We start from the raw sequence: 17,388 nt of genomic DNA, 5'->3' as shown, positions 1-17,388 counted from the left end.
GTCCGGGGATTGCGCGCCCGCTCGGACAAATTCTCCTCCCGGAGTTCGTCCGGGCTACGCAGGGCGCCGGTACAATTCGGCCATGCGCCAATACCTCGATCTGATGCGGCACGTGCTCGAGCACGGCACGCCCAAATCCGACCGCACCGGCACCGGGACGCTGTCGGTGTTCGGCCACCAGCTGCGGTTCGACCTCGCGGAAGGCTTCCCGATGGTCACCACCAAGAAGCTGCATCTCAAGTCCATCCTGATCGAACTGCTGTGGTTCCTGCGCGGCGACACCAACGTCGCCTGGCTCAAGGAACACGGCGTTTCGATCTGGGACGAATGGGCCGACGCGACCGGTGAACTCGGCCCGGTCTACGGTCGCCAGTGGCGCGCATGGCCGGCGAGCGGTGGCCGCGAGATCGACCAGATGCGCCTGATCATCGACCAGATCAAGGGCAACCCGGATTCGCGCCGGCACATCGTGTCGGCCTGGAACGTCGGCGAGCTGGACAAGATGGCGCTGGCGCCCTGCCACGCGCTTTTCCAGTTCTACGTGGCGGACGGAAAGCTGTCCTGCCAGCTCTACCAGCGCAGCGCGGATATCTTCCTCGGCGTGCCGTTCAACATCGCGAGCTACGCGCTGCTCACGTTGATGATCGCGCAGGTCTGCGGACTGGCTCCGGGTGATTTTGTCTGGACCGGCGGTGATTGCCACCTGTACTCGAACCACCTCGAACAGGCCCGCACGCAGCTCGCGCGAGAAGTCCGGCCGCTGCCGAAGATGACGCTGAATCCGGAAGTGCGCGACCTGTTCGCGTTCCAGCCCGGCGACTTCGCGTTGACCGAGTACGAGCCGCACCCGCACATCAAGGCGCCGGTGGCGGTGTGAGCCCATCGGGCTCCGCGGGCGGCGAGGGGCGCCGCCTGGGCTTGATCGTCGCAATGGATCAGGACCGACTGATCGGCCGGGCGGACGGATCGCTGCCCTGGAAGCTGCCCAACGACATGGCGCACTTCAAGCGCACGACGATGGGCAAGACCGTACTGATGGGCCGCAAGACCTGGGCCTCCCTCGGCCGGCCGCTGCCCGGGCGTCCGAACTGGGTGCTCAGCCGTGACCCGGCCTTCGCGCCCGAAGGGGCCCGCCGTTTCGAGTCGCTCGAATCCGCGCTGGCGGAACCCTGCGACGGCGAGCTGATGATCATCGGTGGCGCGGACCTTTACCGGCAGTCGCTGGCCCGGGCGCAGACCGTGTATCTCACCGAGGTTCTCGCCCGCGTCGGGCCGTCCCTGCCGGGGGACGTGCATTTCCCCGCGTTCGAACGCGCGCAATTCCGCGAGGTTGCATCGCAGGAGCATCCGGCGGACGACCGGCACCCCTACGCCTATCGCTTCGTCACGCTGGAACGGGCCTAGCACGGGATCGGCCCCTGCTGGGCGGGCAGGGCGCGTGCTAAAACGTCCCACCGAAATTCTTGCCAGGAGCTTTCATGTCGGACATCAAGGCGCAGTTCGAGCAGGCTCAGAAGGACGTCAAGACGCTGACCAAGCGCCCGAGCAACGAGGATCTGCTGACGCTCTATTCGCTGTTCAAGCAATCCACCGACGGTGACGTCAAGGGCGCGCGTCCCGGCATGCTCGACATGGTCGGCCGCGCCAAGTACGACGCCTGGAGCAAGCTCAAGGGCACCAGTGCCGACCAGGCGATGAAGAACTACCTGGCCGTCGTCAAGAAGCTGGTCGGCTAGCCGTCACGTGCTCTCGCGGCCCACCCAGTCGCGAGCGAACTGACGAGCCACGCGACCCGATCGGGAAGCGCGGTTCAGCGCCCAGCGCAGCGCCAACGTCTGGAGCTCCTCGTCCCAGCCGTCGTGCCCCAGCAGGGCCAGGTGCACCCGCACGGCGTCGAGATACTGGTCCTGCGTGAAGGGCAGAAAGCTCAGCCACAGGCCGAAGCGCTCCGACAGCGAGATCTTCTCCTCGGTGGTTTCGCCGGGATGCAATTCGCCATCCTCCCAGTGGTACCCCTCGTTCTCCTTGGCCATTTCGGGCATCAGGTGGCGACGGTTCGACGTGGCATAGATGAGCACGTTCTCCGGCGGGTCCTCGATGCCGCCATCGAGGGCGGTCTTGAGCGCGGTCAGGCGCGCGTCGGAAGAGGCGACACTGAAGTCGTCGACATACAGGATGAAGCGCTCGGGCCGGTCCCGCAGCGGGGCGACGACCTCGGGCAGCTCGGTCAGGTCGTGCGGATGGATCTCCACGAGCCGCAGCCCCTGGCCGGCGAATTCATCCAGCATGGCCTTCACGAGGCTGGACTTGCCGGTCCCTCGGGCCCCGGTCAGCAGGGCGTGGTTGGCCGGCTTGCGCCTGACGAACTGGAGGGTGTTTTGTTGCAGTGCAGCTTTCTGGCGGTCGATCCCCCGTAGCGCCTCGGCGCTGACCTTGTGGGGGTGGGGGACGACTTCGAGACGCTGGTTGCGCCAGCGGTAGGCAAGCTCGGTCATGGCGAATACATGTTTGGAGGCCGGGGACGTGACCTTGGCCGGGTGGTCCACTACAATCCGCGCCCCTGCTGGCTCTGGCCCGCAACGGTGATGTAGCTCAGACGGTTAGAGCGCGGCACTCATAATGCTGAGGTCGGTGGTTCGATTCCACTCATCACCACCAATCCGACGAAGCCCGCAGCGCATGCTGCGGGCTTTTTCGTTTCCGGACCCGTGGCAGGAAAATGGCGCGGTGCACATTCGCGACGATCCAGGCCGATGCCTCTCGGAGTGCAGGAAAACAAGGCTTTTTTGACTATCTTTATTGCGACGCCTTGCTAAGGATTTACCCCTATCGCTGAACACTACCCCTTCGGGTAGTGTTCCCTCGAAGTCGCCGGCCTGTAATCTGCGGAGAGAGCGCGCACCATTAGACGCGCAACAACAAACGTTTGCGGACACGTGCCGGAACGGATGAGGAGAAAAATGAAATTCACAAGAATGGTCCGGGCGGCAATCCGCTCATATGGCTGCTTTGCGCCCTTTTTCAGCCGGTAACTGCCCATGTACTCATTGCGCTTCCGCATCGCCCGTTGGGTCATCCGCAATCGGATGTTCAGCTGGGCGGTGTTCATCGCCATCACCGTCTTCTTCGCCATCGGCCTGAAGGACGTCAAGCTGCAGACGATCTTCTCGGATCTGCTGCCGAAGGATGACCCGTTCGTTCAGGTGTATTCGGACCATCCGAACTTCGGTAATCCGCTCACCGTCACGGTGATGCTCAAGCGCAAGGACGGCGATATCTACAACGCCGAAACCCTCGCCAAGGTCTGGCAGATGACGCGCGACATCGATTTGTCGCCTGGCGTCGACCATGACCAGATCCTGTCGATCGCAACGGAAAAGGCCCGCTACGCGGAAGCCACCCCGTTCGGCATCGACATGCGCCCGCTGATGGGCGACTACGTGCCCAAGACCCCGGAAGAGATCGCGGACTTCAAGACCCGCGTCGACAAGTCGCCCGGCTCGCGCACGTTCCTGATCTCGACCGACTCCTCGGCCACGCTGATCAACGCCACCTTCATCGAGCAGCAGCTCGACTACGGCACCGCGTTCGCGTTCGTGCAGGACCTCGTCGTCAAGAATCGCGACAAGGACCATGACGTGTACCTCGCCGGACAGCCCGCGCTGACCGGCTGGGTGTACTTCTATCAGGAGCAGATGCGGGTCATCTTCGCCATCACGCTGAGCCTGATGGTGATCATGCTGGTCATCTACATGCGCAACATCGTCGGCGTCGTGACGCCGATCATCACCAGCACGGTCGCCGCCATCTGGGGCTTCGGACTGGTGGGATGGATCAAGTCGCCGATCGAGCCGCTGCTGATGATCGTGCCGCTGCTGCTGGTGGCGCGTTCGTTCTCGCACTGCGTGCAGTTCACCGAGCGCTATTACGAAATCTACGCGCACGTGAAAGACAAGCCGAAGGCGGCCGAGATCACGATGGGCGTCATGATGGCGCCGTCGATCCTGGGCATCTTCACCGACATCGTCGGCGTGTTCCTGATCGCCCTGGCGCCGATTCCCGCGATGGAGCGCTTCGCGTTCTTCTGCGGCATGTGGTGCATCTGGCTGATCCCGACGGGCGTGGTCCTGATCTCGCTGCTGCTCGCGGTGCTGCCGGCACCGAAGAACGTCGAAGAACTCGTCGGCGGTCACAGCGCGGAGAAGGGCGGCGCCTTCCAGAAGGGCTTCCAGAGCCTGCTGCGCTGGATCGCGTCCCTTTCGTACGGCAAGAAGGCCCGCATCACCGCGCCGATCGTCCTGATCTTCAGCATCGCGTCGGTCGCGATCGCCGTGCAGGTCAAGATCGGTAACCCGGTCGAAGGTAGCGGCCTGCTGTGGGATCACTCGGAGTACAACGAGGCGATCCGCCAGATCAACGCGAACTTCCCTGGCGTGAACACGCTGGAAATCGTGCTCGAAGCCAAGGACGCGAAGAACCCGGACCGTGTCGCCAAGCTCGCGGACACGTTCCTGACGTCCCGCAAGATCCAGACGGAGCTCGAGAACGGCGAATTCCCGCCGCGCGCGACGCTGTCCTACGGCGACTACCTGGGTGAAGCCCAGCGCCTGTTCGCTGGCGGCAATCCGAAGTGGACGCCGGTCGATCCGACCAACGACGCGGTCAGCGCGGCCTCGATGGTGTCGCTCGCCGGCTCCAGCCCGAAGGCCTACTCGCACGTCACGGACTTCGAACTGCAGCACTCGACGGTGTCGCTCTGGTACGCGAATAACAAGCAGGAGACGGTCGACAAGGCGCTCGAAACGGCGACCAAGGCCGTCGAGAACGCGAAGATCGATCACGAGGCGTTCCGCATCCGCCTGGGTACCGGCACCATCGCGCTGCAGCAGGCCATGAACAACGTCGTGGATCGCTTCCACTACGTGATCATCACGTGCCTCTCCATCGTGATCGGCATCGGTTGCAGCTTCGCCTACCGTTCGTTCGTGGCTGCGCTGATCCTGCTCATCCCGGTGAATCTCGCCAACTTCACGCTGACGGCGACCATCCATCTGATGGGTGTGGGCCTCGACATCAACACGCTGATGGTGGCGGCGATCGGTGTCGGTGTCGGTATCGACTACGGTATCTACCTGCTGTCGCGTATCTGCGAGGAGTACCACGCGCAGAACGAGGACTGGGGCAAGGCCATCGAAATGTCGCTGACCACCACCGGCAAGGCGATCATGTTCACTGCGGTCATCATGCTGATGGGCATCGCGCCCTGGTACTTCATGTCCGAGCTGAAGTTCATGGCGGACATGGGCCTGCTGCTGATGATGGTCATGGCCATCAACATGGTTCTCGCCTTGGTCGTGCTGCCGCTGCTGTGCTATCTCATCAAGCCCAGCTTCGTGAAGCGCAAGGATCTGCTCGTCGGTGAAGGCGTCGATCTTTCGCTCTTCACCGCTGGCGATGACGACGACGACAAGAATCTGGTTCCGGCCAAGTAGATCGGGATCGACGGAAAGACTTTAGGAAATATGCGGCCGACGTGACCCGTCGGCCGCAGCTTGGATCGGGGCGCCGCGATCTGGCGTCAGGAAGCCGTGGAAGATATTGAGAACATGCGTATGGAATCGCTCGCTAGCCAGCTCCCCAGGAGGACTCGTTTCGTGACCACCCACCGTCGGCTCAGTGCCGCACTCTCGCTCGGCCTCGTGGCCGGCTGCGCCGCATTCGTCGCCAGTGCCGCGTCGGTCGACAAGAAGATCGACGTCGTCGTGAAGGGCACCGTCCACCAGACCCTGTTCGGCATCGGCTTCGATGGCCAGCGGGGCGTTGCCGTCGGTGCCGCAGGTGAGGTTCAGAGCACCGAAGATGGTGGCAAGACTTGGAAGGCCTCGAAGCTGCCGACCGATCTGGCGATGCTCGGCGTGCATGTGGACCCGGCCCGCACCATCACGGTCGGCCAGACCGGCCACGCGTTCGTGAAGAGCGCCGGCGGTGAGTGGGAAGAGGTCAAGACGGGCATCGAGAAGCGCCTGTTCAGCGTGAGCAGCAACGTCGGAGGCCTGACGGTCGCCGCGGGTGAATTCGGCGCGCTGGTGCTTTCCGAAGACGGGGGCCGCACCTGGCACCCGCTGACGCTCGACTGGATGCAGGTCGGCACCGACGGCGGCGCCGAGCCCCATCTGTACGGCGCCCACGTGGCGGCCGATGGCTCGATCACCGTCGTAGGCGAGTTCGGGCTGGTGCTGCGGTCGACCGATCGCGGCCGCAACTGGAGCGTGCAGAACAAGTCGTCGGCGTCGCTGTTCGACGTCGAGATTCGCGATGACGGAAAGGGCTACGCCGTGGGTCAGGACGGCTACGCGCTGAAGACGGTGGACGGCGGTGTGACGTGGACTTGCATCGACGTCGGCAGTAAGGCCATTCTCAACGGGGTTCACTCGTCGGCGGATGGAAAGGTCACGATCACCGCGATGCGCGAAATGATGGTCAGCAACGATGATGGAGCCAGCTGGAGTTCCGTGAACAACCCCGAGGTCACGACCGTGTGGTACGTTGGCGTGGGCTCTCCGGGCACGGACGTTCTCGCTGTTGGGCAGGCGGGACGCATCATCCGGATCGGTGGTTGAAAAAGCAGAAAAACGGTCGGCTAAACAGTTGGCAAAACGCTAAGTAAGGGCGCACATGCGAAAGAGGGTGGAGCGCATGTGCAGCGATATAACTTTAGGAAGGAGAGAAGCATGAAAAGGGTGGACGGGAAATTGCGTCGGAGTCTCTATGCTCTGGCCATCGCAAGTGCGTTCGCAGCAGGCCCCGCGATGTCGCAGGAAGGCGGAGCGGAGCCCAGCAGCGGCGGAGGTGACTTCGGCGGCGGTGGGGATGGCGGCGGTGGCGGTGGGTTCTTCAGCGACATGGGGTTTGCATTCAGCGGTTTCGTGCGTTTCGACTCGGCTTTCCATACCGATTCCGACGAAAACCCGAACAATCAGCGAACCAATCCTTTCAACGGCAAGACCACGGGTCGTAGCGCTTTCCCGGCTAACGGAACCGGTGCCTTGAACACTCTTCCGGGCGTCGGTGCCACGCTGGGTGTTCCCCTCGTTGGCCAGGCTCTCCAGAATGCGGTCAACAATCTGATCACCGCGGCGCCGGGCGTGCCCAGCACCGCTACGCGCAACACGCCGCGCGGCCATAACGATTGGAACCTCAACCAGCTCCGTGGCAAGTTCGATCTGGGTGTCACGTTCAGTTCCAATGTTCAGATGTACTCGAGCATTCGTACGATCTATGACTTCGGAAACTACGATGAGTTCAAGCGTAGCGATACGCTCGACTACGCCGGCAATCCGTCGAATCCCGATGGCTTCAACCAGCGCAAGGTTCGCTACTTCGAATACGACGATTACAAGGATGGCGGCAAGAGCTGCCTGAACTACCTTGAAATCTGCGGTGACAATTACATGGCGGACTTCACGTCCCTGTACTTGGACATCACCGCGGGTCCCGTCCTCATCCGTGCCGGTCAGCAGCAGATCGCATGGGGACAGGCGCTGTTCTTCCGAATCTTCGACGTTCCCAACGGTCTCGATCTTCGTCGCCACCTGATTCTCGACGACGCACTCGAGGAGTACGCGGACGAACGCGTCGCCGCTCCTGGTGTTCGCGTGACGTGGCAGGCCACCGACCAGTGGGAAGCCGACGCCTACGCGCAGATGTTCACGCCGACGATCTATCCGACGCCGAACACGCCGTACAACGTCATTCCCTCGCAGTTCTCGGTGCACGAGACCTGGTCCGACGAGCATCGCGGCGAAGACTTCAACTACGGTCTGCGTCTGCGCGGCAACTTCGGCAACTGGGGTCTGCAGTTCATCGCGACGCAGCGCTACAACCACGAAGGCACGTTCCGCTGGGTGGAGTCGGGTGTCGTACGTGATCTGCCGGGCCTGCCGGGCACCGGTTCGATCATGGCGGGCACGCCGCTCGAAGCGGATCCCACCGGTGTGTGGTCGGCGAACGAGTGGTTCACGTATGCCGGCCAGGTCCGCCTGGACGGTGTCGAAGGCCTGAACACGCTCGTCCGCGAGTTCCAGCCCTTCACCGGCCTGCTGACGGGTTCGGAAGTGGGTGACAACATCACGGCTGCGGCACGTGAACTCGACCTGTTCTTCGGCGTGGGCGGCGGTCTGGCGGCCCTCAACACGAACGGTGGTGGTCTGCGTGGTCACATCATCCACGAGTACCACAAGGAAGAGATCTACGGCGCCGGCGCAAGCTACGTCGTGGAAGCCGAGCCGGGCTCGCTGCTCGACCAGCTGATCATCAACGTGGAAACCAGCTACATCCCCGAGCGCAAGTTCACGGAGAAGTCGCTGTCGCGCAACTTCATCGAGTCGGACGAAAGCGTCACCGACCTCGTGATGGAGAAGTACCACCGCTGGTTTGATGATTTCCCGGCCACCTACATGGTGTTCCAGGCGATCCACAAGTCCGACTCCAACCTGTTCGGCCAGCATCTGGGCTGCCAGGGCGGCACGGGCGGTGATCCGGGAACCGAAGCGGCTGCGACCAACCGCAAGACCAAGCAGTGCACCGACGAGAAGAAGGGCGGCAGCACCGACGTGGTGCTCGCGTTCCTGCAGCCGTTCCCGAACTACATCTACCGTCTGAGCGGCGCTGCGCTGCTCGATGTCGACGGTGGCTTGCTGGTTCAGGGCGGCTTCCGCTGGAGCCCGGGTAACAACATGACGTTCGACTTCATCTACAACTACATCGACGGTGACCTTTACGGTGATCCGAACTCCAACGCGCTCCAGAACATCGGCTGGGCGGATGAGTTCGTGATTCGCGCCGCGTATCAGTTCTGATCTGCCGGTTGCCGGGCGCGGCATCCACTTCGCCCAGTAACACGTAAGAAAGAAGACTCAGGAGGCCCTCGGGGGTGCAACCCGGGGGCCTTTTTTTTGGTCTACTGCTGCAAGCAGAGGGCGCCCAATGCAGGCGCTCCGGCAGCGAGTTCACCGTTTTCTTATTGGTTAGGAAGGAGAATCACAGATGATCATCACCCGCTTCGGCCGCGACTACACCCGCCGAAAATTCCTTGCAGATGCCAGCCGCGGCGTTCTCGCTACAGGCGTCCTGGCGCCTCTGGCCAAGACGATCGCGGCGACCGGAGAGGTCAGCAAGGCCTATCCCGATGAACTCCTGTCCATCGAGGGCTACACCAAGGGCAAGATCAAGACCGGCGACTACATCACGTCCGCGAACGTCGAACACGTCAAGGCGCTGATGCAGCCGATCACCTATCAGCAGATCGTCAAGCAGGGTCGCAAGCTCAAGGTGGTCAAGAGCACGACCGATGTCATGCGGCTGTCGCCCTGGGAGTACCAGGAGGCGACGCTCAAGAACGCCGGCAAGGCCAAGTTCGACGAGAAGGGCAACGTCGTGAATGCAGCCGACGGCCAGCCCTGGATCGGCGGCAACCCGTTCCCGGACCCGAAGCAGGGAATCGAGCTGGCCGCAGCGCAGACGCTGAGCTGGGGCCGCCACGACGCCTCGTTCTACGCGATCACGGCCTACGCGATGCGCGCGGACGGTGCGCCGCGTTTCCGCTACACCGGTGGCTGGGCGGAGCTGTCGGCGGTGGCACGCACGACGCTGGACCCGAAGCCCTACTGGCCCGAGCAGAAGGACAAGCTGCGCTTCCAGTCGGTGTTCTTCCTGTCGCCGAACAATTTTCGCGGCACGTCGTTCATGAACATCTGGTACTACGACCACCGCAAGTTTCCGGAGCTCTACGGGTACGTGGCGGACTTCAAGCGTATCCGCCAGTTCCCCACCGACCAGCGCTTCGAGCCGCTGCTCCCCGGCCTTTCGCTGTATCTGTCGGATGCCTGGGGCACCGGCGATCCGCTGCATACCTGGAGCGGCTACAACATCGTCAACCGCGGCCCCTGGCTGTGCGGCCTTTCGGAGAGCTGGGCGGCGGACGCTCCGAACTGGGAGCACACCACGCACGGCGGTGCGCAGGGCAAGACGTTCTGGGACACCAACGTGGAGCTGATTCCCGAGGCGATCATGATCGAGGCGCAGCCCACCGGCTTCCCGCGTGCGCCTGTATCGAAGAAGCAGCTGTGGTTCGATGCCCGCAACCAGGTGCTCGTCGGCATGGTCACGTACGACCGTCGCGGAGAGCCGTTCCGCTGCTTCGATGGTGCCTACAGCCTGTACGAGAAGGGCGACCAGAAAGTCATGGACGGCAAGCATCCGTACTGGAGCTGGTGCCACTTCACGGCGTCGGACATCCAGACTGGCGACGTCACGCGCGTCGAGCAGGTCAAGGTGCACGACACGCAGCACAAGAGCGGCGCCAACGATCCGACGATGTACGAGCGCTACCTGACGCAGAACGCGCTGCGGTCGCTCGGGACGAGCTGAGAGTCTCAGCTGCGGCGATATAGACGCGGTGACGATGGATCGTCGCCGCGTTTTTTTTGGCCTCAACGACGCCCCGTAGCCCGGGGCGTTTTTTCTTTTCCCGAGCGGGCATCCCGGGTTTCACCCGGGCTACGTTCCGGGGCTCTTCGAATCGCGCACGACGGACGACCCGCCCCAGACCATCCTTAGGGGTGGCTGCACCCGCATCGGCCCTCGGCATAGTCACCCTCGACAGAAACCATCCGCGCCCCGACTTCCCTGAGGACGTCGCGAGCCGCAGACGACAAGAGCGAGGAGAAGACGCATGGCGGCAACACCTTCGTCGGGCAAGAAGCAGACGGCATCCGTCGCCGCAACGGCCGCAGGCAGGAAAGCGGGCGGCAAGCTGATCAACATCGACAACGGCGGCACGCTGACCGACATCTGCGTGATCGAGGGGGACAAGGTCTGGCGCACCAAGACGCTGACTACGCCGTACGACCTTTCGAAGTGCTTCCTCGATGGTTTGACGAAGGCGTCGCGTGCGATCTACGGCGAAGAGGACGTGCAGCGCCTGATCCTGGGCACCGACCACATCCGCTATTCGACGACGCAGGGCACCAACGCGCTGGTCGAGCGCAAAGGCCAGCGTATCGGCCTCGTGCTCGGAGGTGGACTGAAGGCTGCCGATATCCGCAAGCGCGAGCCGGAGCTGTTCGATGCGCTGGTGGGCGAGCGCGTGATGAACATCGACCTGACGCTGGACGACGAAGCGCTCGAGACCGCGGCGGTCAAGGCCGTGAACGGGCTGTCCTCCGCCGGCGCCAATCGCCTCGCGATCGTCGCGGGCGGCGCGGATCGCGGTCCTGCCGAGATCCGGCTCAAGAAATTGCTGCTGCGCAAGTTCCCGCCGCACCTGCTGGGCGCGATCCCGCTGTTGTACTCGCACGAGGTCGTCGAGGACGACAACGACGCGCGGCGCGCCTGGACCGCCGTGTTCAACGCCTTCCTGCATCCGGCGATGGAGCGCTTCCTGTATCGCGCCGAGCACAAGCTGCGCGAGCACCGCGCCACCAGCCCGCTGCTGATCTTCCGCAACGATGGGCATTCCGCGCGGGTGGCCAAGACCATCGCCATCAAGACCTACAGCTCCGGCCCGCGTGGCGGCATGGAAGGTTCGCGTGCGCTGGCCACGCATTACGGTTTCAAGCGGCTGCTGACGATGGACGTCGGCGGCACGACAACGGACATCGGCCTGGTCGAGAAGGGTGTCGTGAAGTCCGATCGCCGCGGCAAGGTCGAAGGCGTCGAGGTTTCGTTTCCGCTGTCCGACGTTGTCAGCGTCGGTGTCGGCGGCTCGTCCATCATCAAGCTGCACGAAGGCGACATCCACGTCGGACCCGAGAGCGTCGGCAGTGCGCCGGGTCCGGCCTGCTTCGCGCTGGGCGGTACCGAGGCGACGATCACGGACGCCTTTCTCGTCGGTGGTCTGCTCGATCCGGCGACGTTCTTCGGCGGCGAGCTGAAGATCGACGCCGATCGCGCGCGTAACGCGGTCGTCGAGAAGATCGGCAAGGGTCTGGGCCTGAATGCCGAGGATGCGGCGCTCGCGATGGAGACAGCCTGGGTCGCGAAAGTTGCCGACAGCCTGAAGCGCTACACGTCGATCACGCCGGACACGGTGCTGGCGGCCTTCGGCGGCGGCGGCCCGTTCGTCGTGTGCCGCGTGGCCGAAGTGGCGGGGATCCCGAGCATCGTCATCCCGGGTCTCGCGGCGGTGTTCTCGGCGTTCGGCCTGGGCTTCTCCGACATCGCACACGTCTACGAGGCGCCGTTGGCGGCGCACGACAACGCGAGCCTGAAGGTAGCGCTCGAAAGCCTGATGCAGAAGGCCAAGCGCGGCATGTTCGGCGAAGGCTTCGAGCTCTCCCAGTGCCAGGTCGCGAAGTCGCTGCAGATCATCACCCCGGAGGGCGAGAAGACCCTGGCGCTGAAGGGCGACGCGCTGCCGAAGGATCTGCCGCCGAAAGCGAGGCTGGTGCTCGCGCTCGACGTATCGCGGCCGATTCCGCAGCCTCATCTGTCGGGTGACTTCAAGGGGCCGCGCAGCTCGGCGCGCAGTTCGGCCCGGCGTCGCGTGCTCACCCGCGCCGGCTTCCAGGATCTGCCGCTATATCGGGTCGAGGATCAGAAGGCGGGTGCGAGCGCAGCCGGTCCGGCGGTGCTCGAAGAGGCGTTCTTCACGTGCCGTGTCGATGCGGGCTGGCGCTTCACGATCAATCAGGCCGGCGACATCCTGATCGAGCGCGGCGCGTAACCGTAGCCGGGGCAAGCCTGTGGGTGCCGCTCGATTTGCGGCAAAAGCCCCGGCCTTCGCCTCGGCCGACGTCGGCTTTGCATTGGCCCCGGGTGACACCGCGTGGTCCGACGCTGACATCTCCCCGGCTTACGCGGGCGGGTAGGGCCAGTCGCGCGCATCTCGGGTTAATCTCTCTTCACATCACCGCGGGATCACGCGGAACATAACGAGGAGAGCGGCATGACGGACTACAACAAGGCCTTCCGTCTGGACGGCAAGGTTGCCCTGGTCACCGGTGGCGCGCGCGGCATCGGCGCGGCCGTCAGCGAAGCGCTCGCCCAGGCCGGCGCATCCGTGCTGGTCACCGACGTGCTCGAAGCCACCGAAACCGTCGCGAGCATCCGCAAGGCCGGAGGCAAGGCGGAGTTCCTGAAACACGACGTCACCGTCGAAGCCCAATGGGAAGCCGCCGTCGCCGCCGCCATCGCGAAGTTCGGCAGCCTCAGCATCCTGGTGAACAACGCCGGCATCGAGACCGCCGCGCTGATCACCCAGTGCACGGTCGAGGATTTCCGCCGCGTCATGGACGTCAACGTCACCGGCGTGTTTCTCGGTCACAAGCACGCGATGCGCGTCATGAAGCCCGGTTCGTCGATCATCAATCTCTCGTCGGTGGCCGGCATCATCGGCACCACGGCGCACGTTGCGTATCACACGTCCAAGGGCGCGGTTCGCCTGATGACCAAGGCGGCGGCAATCGAGTGCGCGCAGTTGGGCACCGGCATCCGCGTGAACTCGGTCCATCCGGCGATCATCGGCACCGACATGGGCACCAACTTCATCAAGCACTTCGTCGAGCTGGGCCTTGCCCCGGATTTCGCCGCGGCCGAGACGGCGATCAAGGGTCTTCACCCGATGGGCTTCGGCGAGACCCGCGATGTCGCCAGCGCGGTGATCTACCTCGCTTCCGACGCAGCCAAGTTCATGAATGGCAGCGAACTGGTCATCGACGGTGGCCTCACCGCTGCCTGAGATGGCGCCATCGCGCCAGGCGGTCTGATCGCACCGACAGGCCGCTGCTACACGCGTTTCGATTCCGTACCCGACGTCTGACCGACCTCTTCAGGAAAATCGCATGCCCAAGCTCCTCGATCGTCTCGCCGCCGGCGACAAGCCGCTGCTCTGGCTCGACGACACCGCCTACTCCGACAAGCTCCTGGCCGGCGGCAAGACGCCGTGGCACGACGGCGCCGAATACACCGCATTCCGCCGCAAGGCCCAGGGCCTACTGAAGCCGGACTTCACCGTCATTCCGGTGGGACGACTCGTCGCCGCCTGGGTGGCGAGCCACGCGCCGCTGAAGGAGGCGATGGCCGCGAAGAAGCGCGCTGTTGCGCCGGTGCGCACGTTGCTCGCGGACGAGCCGCTGCGCGCGCATCTGGTCGAGATGCTCAAGGGCCTGCGTGCCGCGCTCGGCAGCGCGCCGCTGATCCTGTCCGTCCCTTCGCCGCGGGCCTGGGTGACCGAGGCCTATCTGCAAGCCTTCGGCGCCGATGCCGAAGTCGAAGTCGGCGGTGACGAGGCGGATTCCTGCGCCGTCTACGTCGCCGAGTTCCTTCGCAGTTTCGGCGAGTCCGGTGTGGACGGCCTGCTGCTCGAAGAGCGCGAAGGCGCCGAACCGGTCTCTGCCGAAGAGCTCGCCTGGTATCAGCCGGTGATGAACATCGCCGGACACTACCGATGGGATCTCGGTGTACGTCTGCCCACCGGCGCGGGATTCAGCGGTGATGCCACCGGCGCGCAGTTCGTGATCTCCCCGAAGGCCGTCAGCGGCGCCGCGAACGGCCTCGCGCTACCGAGCGCTTTCTGGTCCGGCGGCGCCGCGCCTGCGGCGCCCAAGGGCGGCTTTCGCTTCGCGGTCGTTCCCGCCGACGCAGTGCCCGAGAAAGTGCTCGAGCGGCTCGCGACGCTGCGCTGACGGCGTTCGTCTCCAGCGGCGGCTGGATCGAACCCATTGGAGGAGAGAACGATGGCGCAGTTCGACTACAAGATGGAACACGTCTTTTCGTACAACGCGACGCTGACGCAGCCCGAGATCATCGGCACGGTGCCGGACGACATTCGCGCCAACTTCTACGTCACCGGAGGCGAGGTCTGGGCGCCCGACGGCGCGAAGATCGGCAAGGTGCGCGCGGTCGGCGGTGACTGGATGACGATTCGCCGCGACGGCAAGGGCGTTCTCGACGTGCGTGCGACGGTCGAGACCCACGACGGCGCCTTGCTGTACGCCGTCTACAACGGCCTGGTCGATCTGGGCCCCGACGGTTACGAAAACCTGCTGGCGGGTCGACTGCCCGAGAGAGCGCCGATACGTGCGGCTCCGCGCATCGCGACCTCGAGCGCGGCCTATGCCTGGGTCAACGGCTGCCAGTTCATCAACATCGGTGAAGTGCAGTTCCGCAAGGGCATCGTGACCTACGACGTCTACGCGCTTCGCTGAATCCCGTTTTACGAGAAGAGCACGCGGGCATCACCGCGGGGAGAACGAAAATGGCCGTCACCGAAGGCGAATTGCTGTGGACGCCGAGCGCCGCGTTTGCGGCACGCTCGCAAGTCGCGAAGTTCACGAACTGGCTGCGCGAAGAGCGCGGCCTCGACTTCAAGGACTACGAGGCCCTGCGCCAGTGGTCCGTGACGGAGATCGAAGGTTTCTGGGCTGCGGTCTGGGATTACTTCGAGATCGTTTCCGACGCACCGCCCGCGCAGGTGCTCGATCGCCGCGTGATGCCGGGCGCCAAGTGGTTCCAGGGCGCGCGCGTGAACTACGCCGAGCACCTGCTGCGCTACGAGGCGAAGGCCAAGCCGGGTGAGGCCGCGATCCATCACCTCGCCGAGAACCGCCCGCTCGCGCAGCTGAGCTGGCAGGAACTGGGACGACAGGTCCGCGTGCTGGCCACGCAGTTGCGCGCCATGGGCATCAAGCCCGGCGATCGCATCGTGTCGTACATGCCCAACGTGCCCGAGACGACCGTCGCGATGATCGCGACGATCGCGATCGGCGCCGTGTGGTCATCGGCTGCGCCCGAGTTCGGCACCAAGACGGTGACCGAGCGCTTCGCGCAGATCGAGCCGAGCCTGATCTTCGTCTGCGACGGCTACCGCTTCGGCGGAAAGGATTTCGCGCGCGCCGCGGAGGTCAAGCAGATCGTCTCCGCGCTGCCCACGCTCAAGCACGTCGTCTGGCTGCCGTTCCTGTATCCGGACAAGACCGAGGCGCCGGTCGAAGGTGCGAAGTCCTGGGCCTCGATGCTGTCGGGTGCCGACGTGCCGCGCGAATCGTTCAAGTACGAGCGCGTCGACTGCGATCATCCGATCTGGGTGATGTTCTCGTCGGGCACGACGGGCCTGCCCAAGGCCATCGTGCACGGCCACGTGGGCGTGCTGGTCGAGCACTTCAAGGTGATGAGTTTCCATCTCAACCTTGGGCCCGGCAGCGTGATGTTCTTCTACAGCACCACGGGCTGGATGATGTACAACCTCGTGGTCTCGTCGTTGCTGACGGGCGCGGCCGCGGTGCAGTACGACGGCAGCCCGGTGTATCCGGACCTCGATCTGCTGTGGAAGATGGCGGCCGAAACCGGCGCCGCCACGTTCGGTGCAAGCCCCACCTTCGTGCAGATGATGGAGAAGGCCAAGCTCAAGCCGGGCGAGAAGTTCGACCTGTCGAAGCTCGAGGCTGCGCTGCTCGGCGGCGCGCCGTCGACGCCCGAGACCTTCAAGTGGTTCTACGACAACGTGAAGGCGGACCTGTGGGTGACATCGCAGTCCGGCGGCACGGAGTTGTGCAGCGGTTTCGTCGGTGCCAGTCCCACGCTCCCGGTTCATGCCGGCGAGATCCAGGCGCGCTGCCTGGGCATGGACGTGCGTGCGTGGAGCGATGACGGCAAGGAAGTGGTGGACGAGGTCGGCGAGCTGGTCTGCCTCAAGCCGTTCCCGTCGATGCCGATCTTCTTCTGGGGCGACACCGACGGCAAGCGCTATCACGAAGCCTATTTCGACGTGTTCCCCGGTGTCTGGCGCCACGGCGACTTCATCAAGATCAACTCGCGCGGCGGCTGCTACATCTACGGCCGCAGCGACTCCACGCTCAACCGCTTCGGCGTACGCATCGGCACCGCCGAGATCTATCGCGCGGTCGAGCAGGTGGAGGAAATCGCGAACAGCCTGGTCGTGTGCTGCGAACTCGAGGGGGGCAATTTCTTCATGCCGCTGTACCTCAAGCTCAAGCCGGGTTTCGCGCTCGACGATGCGCTGGTCAAGAAGATCACGGCCAAGCTGCGCAGCGACTGCAGCCCGCGCCACGTGCCGGACAAGATGTACGTCGTGGCCGAGATTCCGTACACGCTCACCGGCAAGAAGATGGAAGTGCCGGTGCGCAAGATCCTGATGGGCTGGCCGCTGGAGAAGGCTGCGAGCCGCGACGCGATGATGAACCCGGCGAGCATCGACTGGTACATCGACTTCGCGGACACGTCGAAGGATTACGTGAAGCCGGCAGCGCCGCTGGGCGGAAAGAAATGACGTGACCCGGGTGAAACCCGGGATCCCCGCTCGACATCGGAGAACCAGCCCCGGGTTTCACCCGGGCTACGGATGCCGCGTTCCGCTTCGCCGCGAAGATG

At 64.3% G+C, this 17,388-nt stretch carries 13 protein-coding genes and 1 tRNA gene; 13 read left to right on the top strand and 1 reads right to left on the bottom strand.

Annotation, left to right across the window (positions count from 1 at the left end; translation table 11 throughout):
- Nucleotides 1–82: 82 nt before the first annotated feature.
- The 3 genes from DFR24_RS10810 (at nucleotide 83) to DFR24_RS10800 (ending at nucleotide 1,736) form a co-directional block, all read left to right on the top strand.
- Nucleotides 83–877, top strand: a complete 795-nt coding sequence (locus tag DFR24_RS10810) for a thymidylate synthase (RefSeq protein ID WP_133881268.1) — start codon at nucleotides 83–85, stop codon at nucleotides 875–877.
- Nucleotides 874–1,404, top strand: coding sequence for a dihydrofolate reductase (locus DFR24_RS10805; RefSeq protein WP_281280152.1), 531 nt, complete (start codon nucleotides 874–876; stop codon nucleotides 1,402–1,404). The genes DFR24_RS10810 and DFR24_RS10805 overlap by 4 nt, the downstream gene beginning before the upstream one ends.
- 74 nt (nucleotides 1,405–1,478) lie before the next feature.
- A complete protein-coding gene (locus DFR24_RS10800; RefSeq protein WP_133881267.1) occupies nucleotides 1,479–1,736 on the top strand; it encodes an acyl-CoA-binding protein in 258 nt (85 codons plus the stop codon).
- 3 nt (nucleotides 1,737–1,739) lie between these two features.
- Here the strand turns inward: DFR24_RS10800 and DFR24_RS10795 are convergent, their stop codons facing one another.
- Nucleotides 1,740–2,495, bottom strand: coding sequence for an ATP-binding protein (locus tag DFR24_RS10795; RefSeq protein WP_133881266.1), 756 nt, complete (start codon nucleotides 2,493–2,495; stop codon nucleotides 1,740–1,742).
- Nucleotides 2,496–2,581: 86 nt separating this feature from the next.
- On the opposite strand from DFR24_RS10795, the gene DFR24_RS10790 reads away from it, so the two are divergent.
- From DFR24_RS10790 to DFR24_RS10745, 10 genes are all read left to right on the top strand, one after another.
- Nucleotides 2,582–2,658, top strand: a tRNA-Met gene (locus DFR24_RS10790).
- Nucleotides 2,659–3,038: 380 nt separating this feature from the next.
- Nucleotides 3,039–5,492 carry an efflux RND transporter permease subunit gene (locus DFR24_RS10785; RefSeq protein ID WP_133881265.1) on the top strand — a complete coding sequence of 818 codons (2,454 nt, stop codon included), beginning with the start codon at nucleotides 3,039–3,041 and terminating at the stop codon, nucleotides 5,490–5,492.
- A 162-nt stretch (nucleotides 5,493–5,654) separates the two neighbouring features.
- Nucleotides 5,655–6,620 carry a WD40/YVTN/BNR-like repeat-containing protein gene (locus DFR24_RS10780; RefSeq protein ID WP_133881264.1) on the top strand — a complete coding sequence of 322 codons (966 nt, stop codon included), beginning with the start codon at nucleotides 5,655–5,657 and terminating at the stop codon, nucleotides 6,618–6,620.
- A gap of 111 nt (nucleotides 6,621–6,731) precedes the next feature.
- Nucleotides 6,732–8,858, top strand: a complete 2,127-nt coding sequence (locus DFR24_RS10775) for a DUF1302 family protein (RefSeq protein ID WP_133881263.1) — start codon at nucleotides 6,732–6,734, stop codon at nucleotides 8,856–8,858.
- 187 nt (nucleotides 8,859–9,045) lie between these two features.
- Entirely contained in the window at nucleotides 9,046–10,428 is a 1,383-nt protein-coding gene (locus DFR24_RS10770) for a DUF1329 domain-containing protein (RefSeq protein WP_133881262.1), read from the top strand.
- 304 nt (nucleotides 10,429–10,732) lie between these two features.
- Nucleotides 10,733–12,724 (top strand): hydantoinase/oxoprolinase family protein, encoded by a 1,992-nt coding sequence (locus DFR24_RS10765; RefSeq protein WP_133881261.1) that lies wholly within the window; start codon nucleotides 10,733–10,735, stop codon nucleotides 12,722–12,724.
- A gap of 222 nt (nucleotides 12,725–12,946) precedes the next feature.
- Nucleotides 12,947–13,738 (top strand): SDR family oxidoreductase, encoded by a 792-nt coding sequence (locus DFR24_RS10760; RefSeq protein WP_133881260.1) that lies wholly within the window; start codon nucleotides 12,947–12,949, stop codon nucleotides 13,736–13,738.
- Nucleotides 13,739–13,841: 103 nt separating this feature from the next.
- A complete protein-coding gene (locus tag DFR24_RS10755; RefSeq protein WP_133881259.1) occupies nucleotides 13,842–14,684 on the top strand; it encodes a hypothetical protein in 843 nt (280 codons plus the stop codon).
- A gap of 51 nt (nucleotides 14,685–14,735) precedes the next feature.
- Nucleotides 14,736–15,206, top strand: coding sequence for a DUF3237 domain-containing protein (locus tag DFR24_RS10750; RefSeq protein WP_133881258.1), 471 nt, complete (start codon nucleotides 14,736–14,738; stop codon nucleotides 15,204–15,206).
- A gap of 50 nt (nucleotides 15,207–15,256) precedes the next feature.
- A complete protein-coding gene (locus tag DFR24_RS10745; protein WP_133881257.1) occupies nucleotides 15,257–17,287 on the top strand; it encodes an acetoacetate--CoA ligase in 2,031 nt (676 codons plus the stop codon).
- Nucleotides 17,288–17,388 lie beyond the last annotated feature (101 nt).

Origin of the sequence: Panacagrimonas perspica, from assembly GCF_004364935.1 — a bacterium.
GTDB classification, from domain to species: domain Bacteria; phylum Pseudomonadota; class Gammaproteobacteria; order Nevskiales; family Nevskiaceae; genus Panacagrimonas; species Panacagrimonas perspica.
The sequence above is the reverse complement of the archived record's forward strand: the minus strand, read 5'-3'. Positions and strand labels throughout refer to the sequence as shown.

What these genes read in the sequence shown, in the direction of transcription:
- DFR24_RS10810 (WP_133881268.1), top strand. Translation starts at nt 83, where the DNA reads ATGCGCCAATACCTCGATCTGATGCGGCACGTGCTCGAGCACGGCACG.
- DFR24_RS10800 (WP_133881267.1), top strand. Translation starts at nt 1,479, where the DNA reads ATGTCGGACATCAAGGCGCAGTTCGAGCAGGCTCAGAAGGACGTCAAG.
- DFR24_RS10795 (WP_133881266.1), bottom strand. Translation starts at nt 2,495, where the DNA reads ATGACCGAGCTTGCCTACCGCTGGCGCAACCAGCGTCTCGAAGTCGTC.
- DFR24_RS10785 (WP_133881265.1), top strand. Translation starts at nt 3,039, where the DNA reads ATGTACTCATTGCGCTTCCGCATCGCCCGTTGGGTCATCCGCAATCGG.
- DFR24_RS10775 (WP_133881263.1), top strand. Translation starts at nt 6,732, where the DNA reads ATGAAAAGGGTGGACGGGAAATTGCGTCGGAGTCTCTATGCTCTGGCC.
- DFR24_RS10770 (WP_133881262.1), top strand. Translation starts at nt 9,046, where the DNA reads ATGATCATCACCCGCTTCGGCCGCGACTACACCCGCCGAAAATTCCTT.
- DFR24_RS10765 (WP_133881261.1), top strand. Translation starts at nt 10,733, where the DNA reads ATGGCGGCAACACCTTCGTCGGGCAAGAAGCAGACGGCATCCGTCGCC.
- DFR24_RS10760 (WP_133881260.1), top strand. Translation starts at nt 12,947, where the DNA reads ATGACGGACTACAACAAGGCCTTCCGTCTGGACGGCAAGGTTGCCCTG.
- DFR24_RS10755 (WP_133881259.1), top strand. Translation starts at nt 13,842, where the DNA reads ATGCCCAAGCTCCTCGATCGTCTCGCCGCCGGCGACAAGCCGCTGCTC.
- DFR24_RS10750 (WP_133881258.1), top strand. Translation starts at nt 14,736, where the DNA reads ATGGCGCAGTTCGACTACAAGATGGAACACGTCTTTTCGTACAACGCG.
- DFR24_RS10745 (WP_133881257.1), top strand. Translation starts at nt 15,257, where the DNA reads ATGGCCGTCACCGAAGGCGAATTGCTGTGGACGCCGAGCGCCGCGTTT.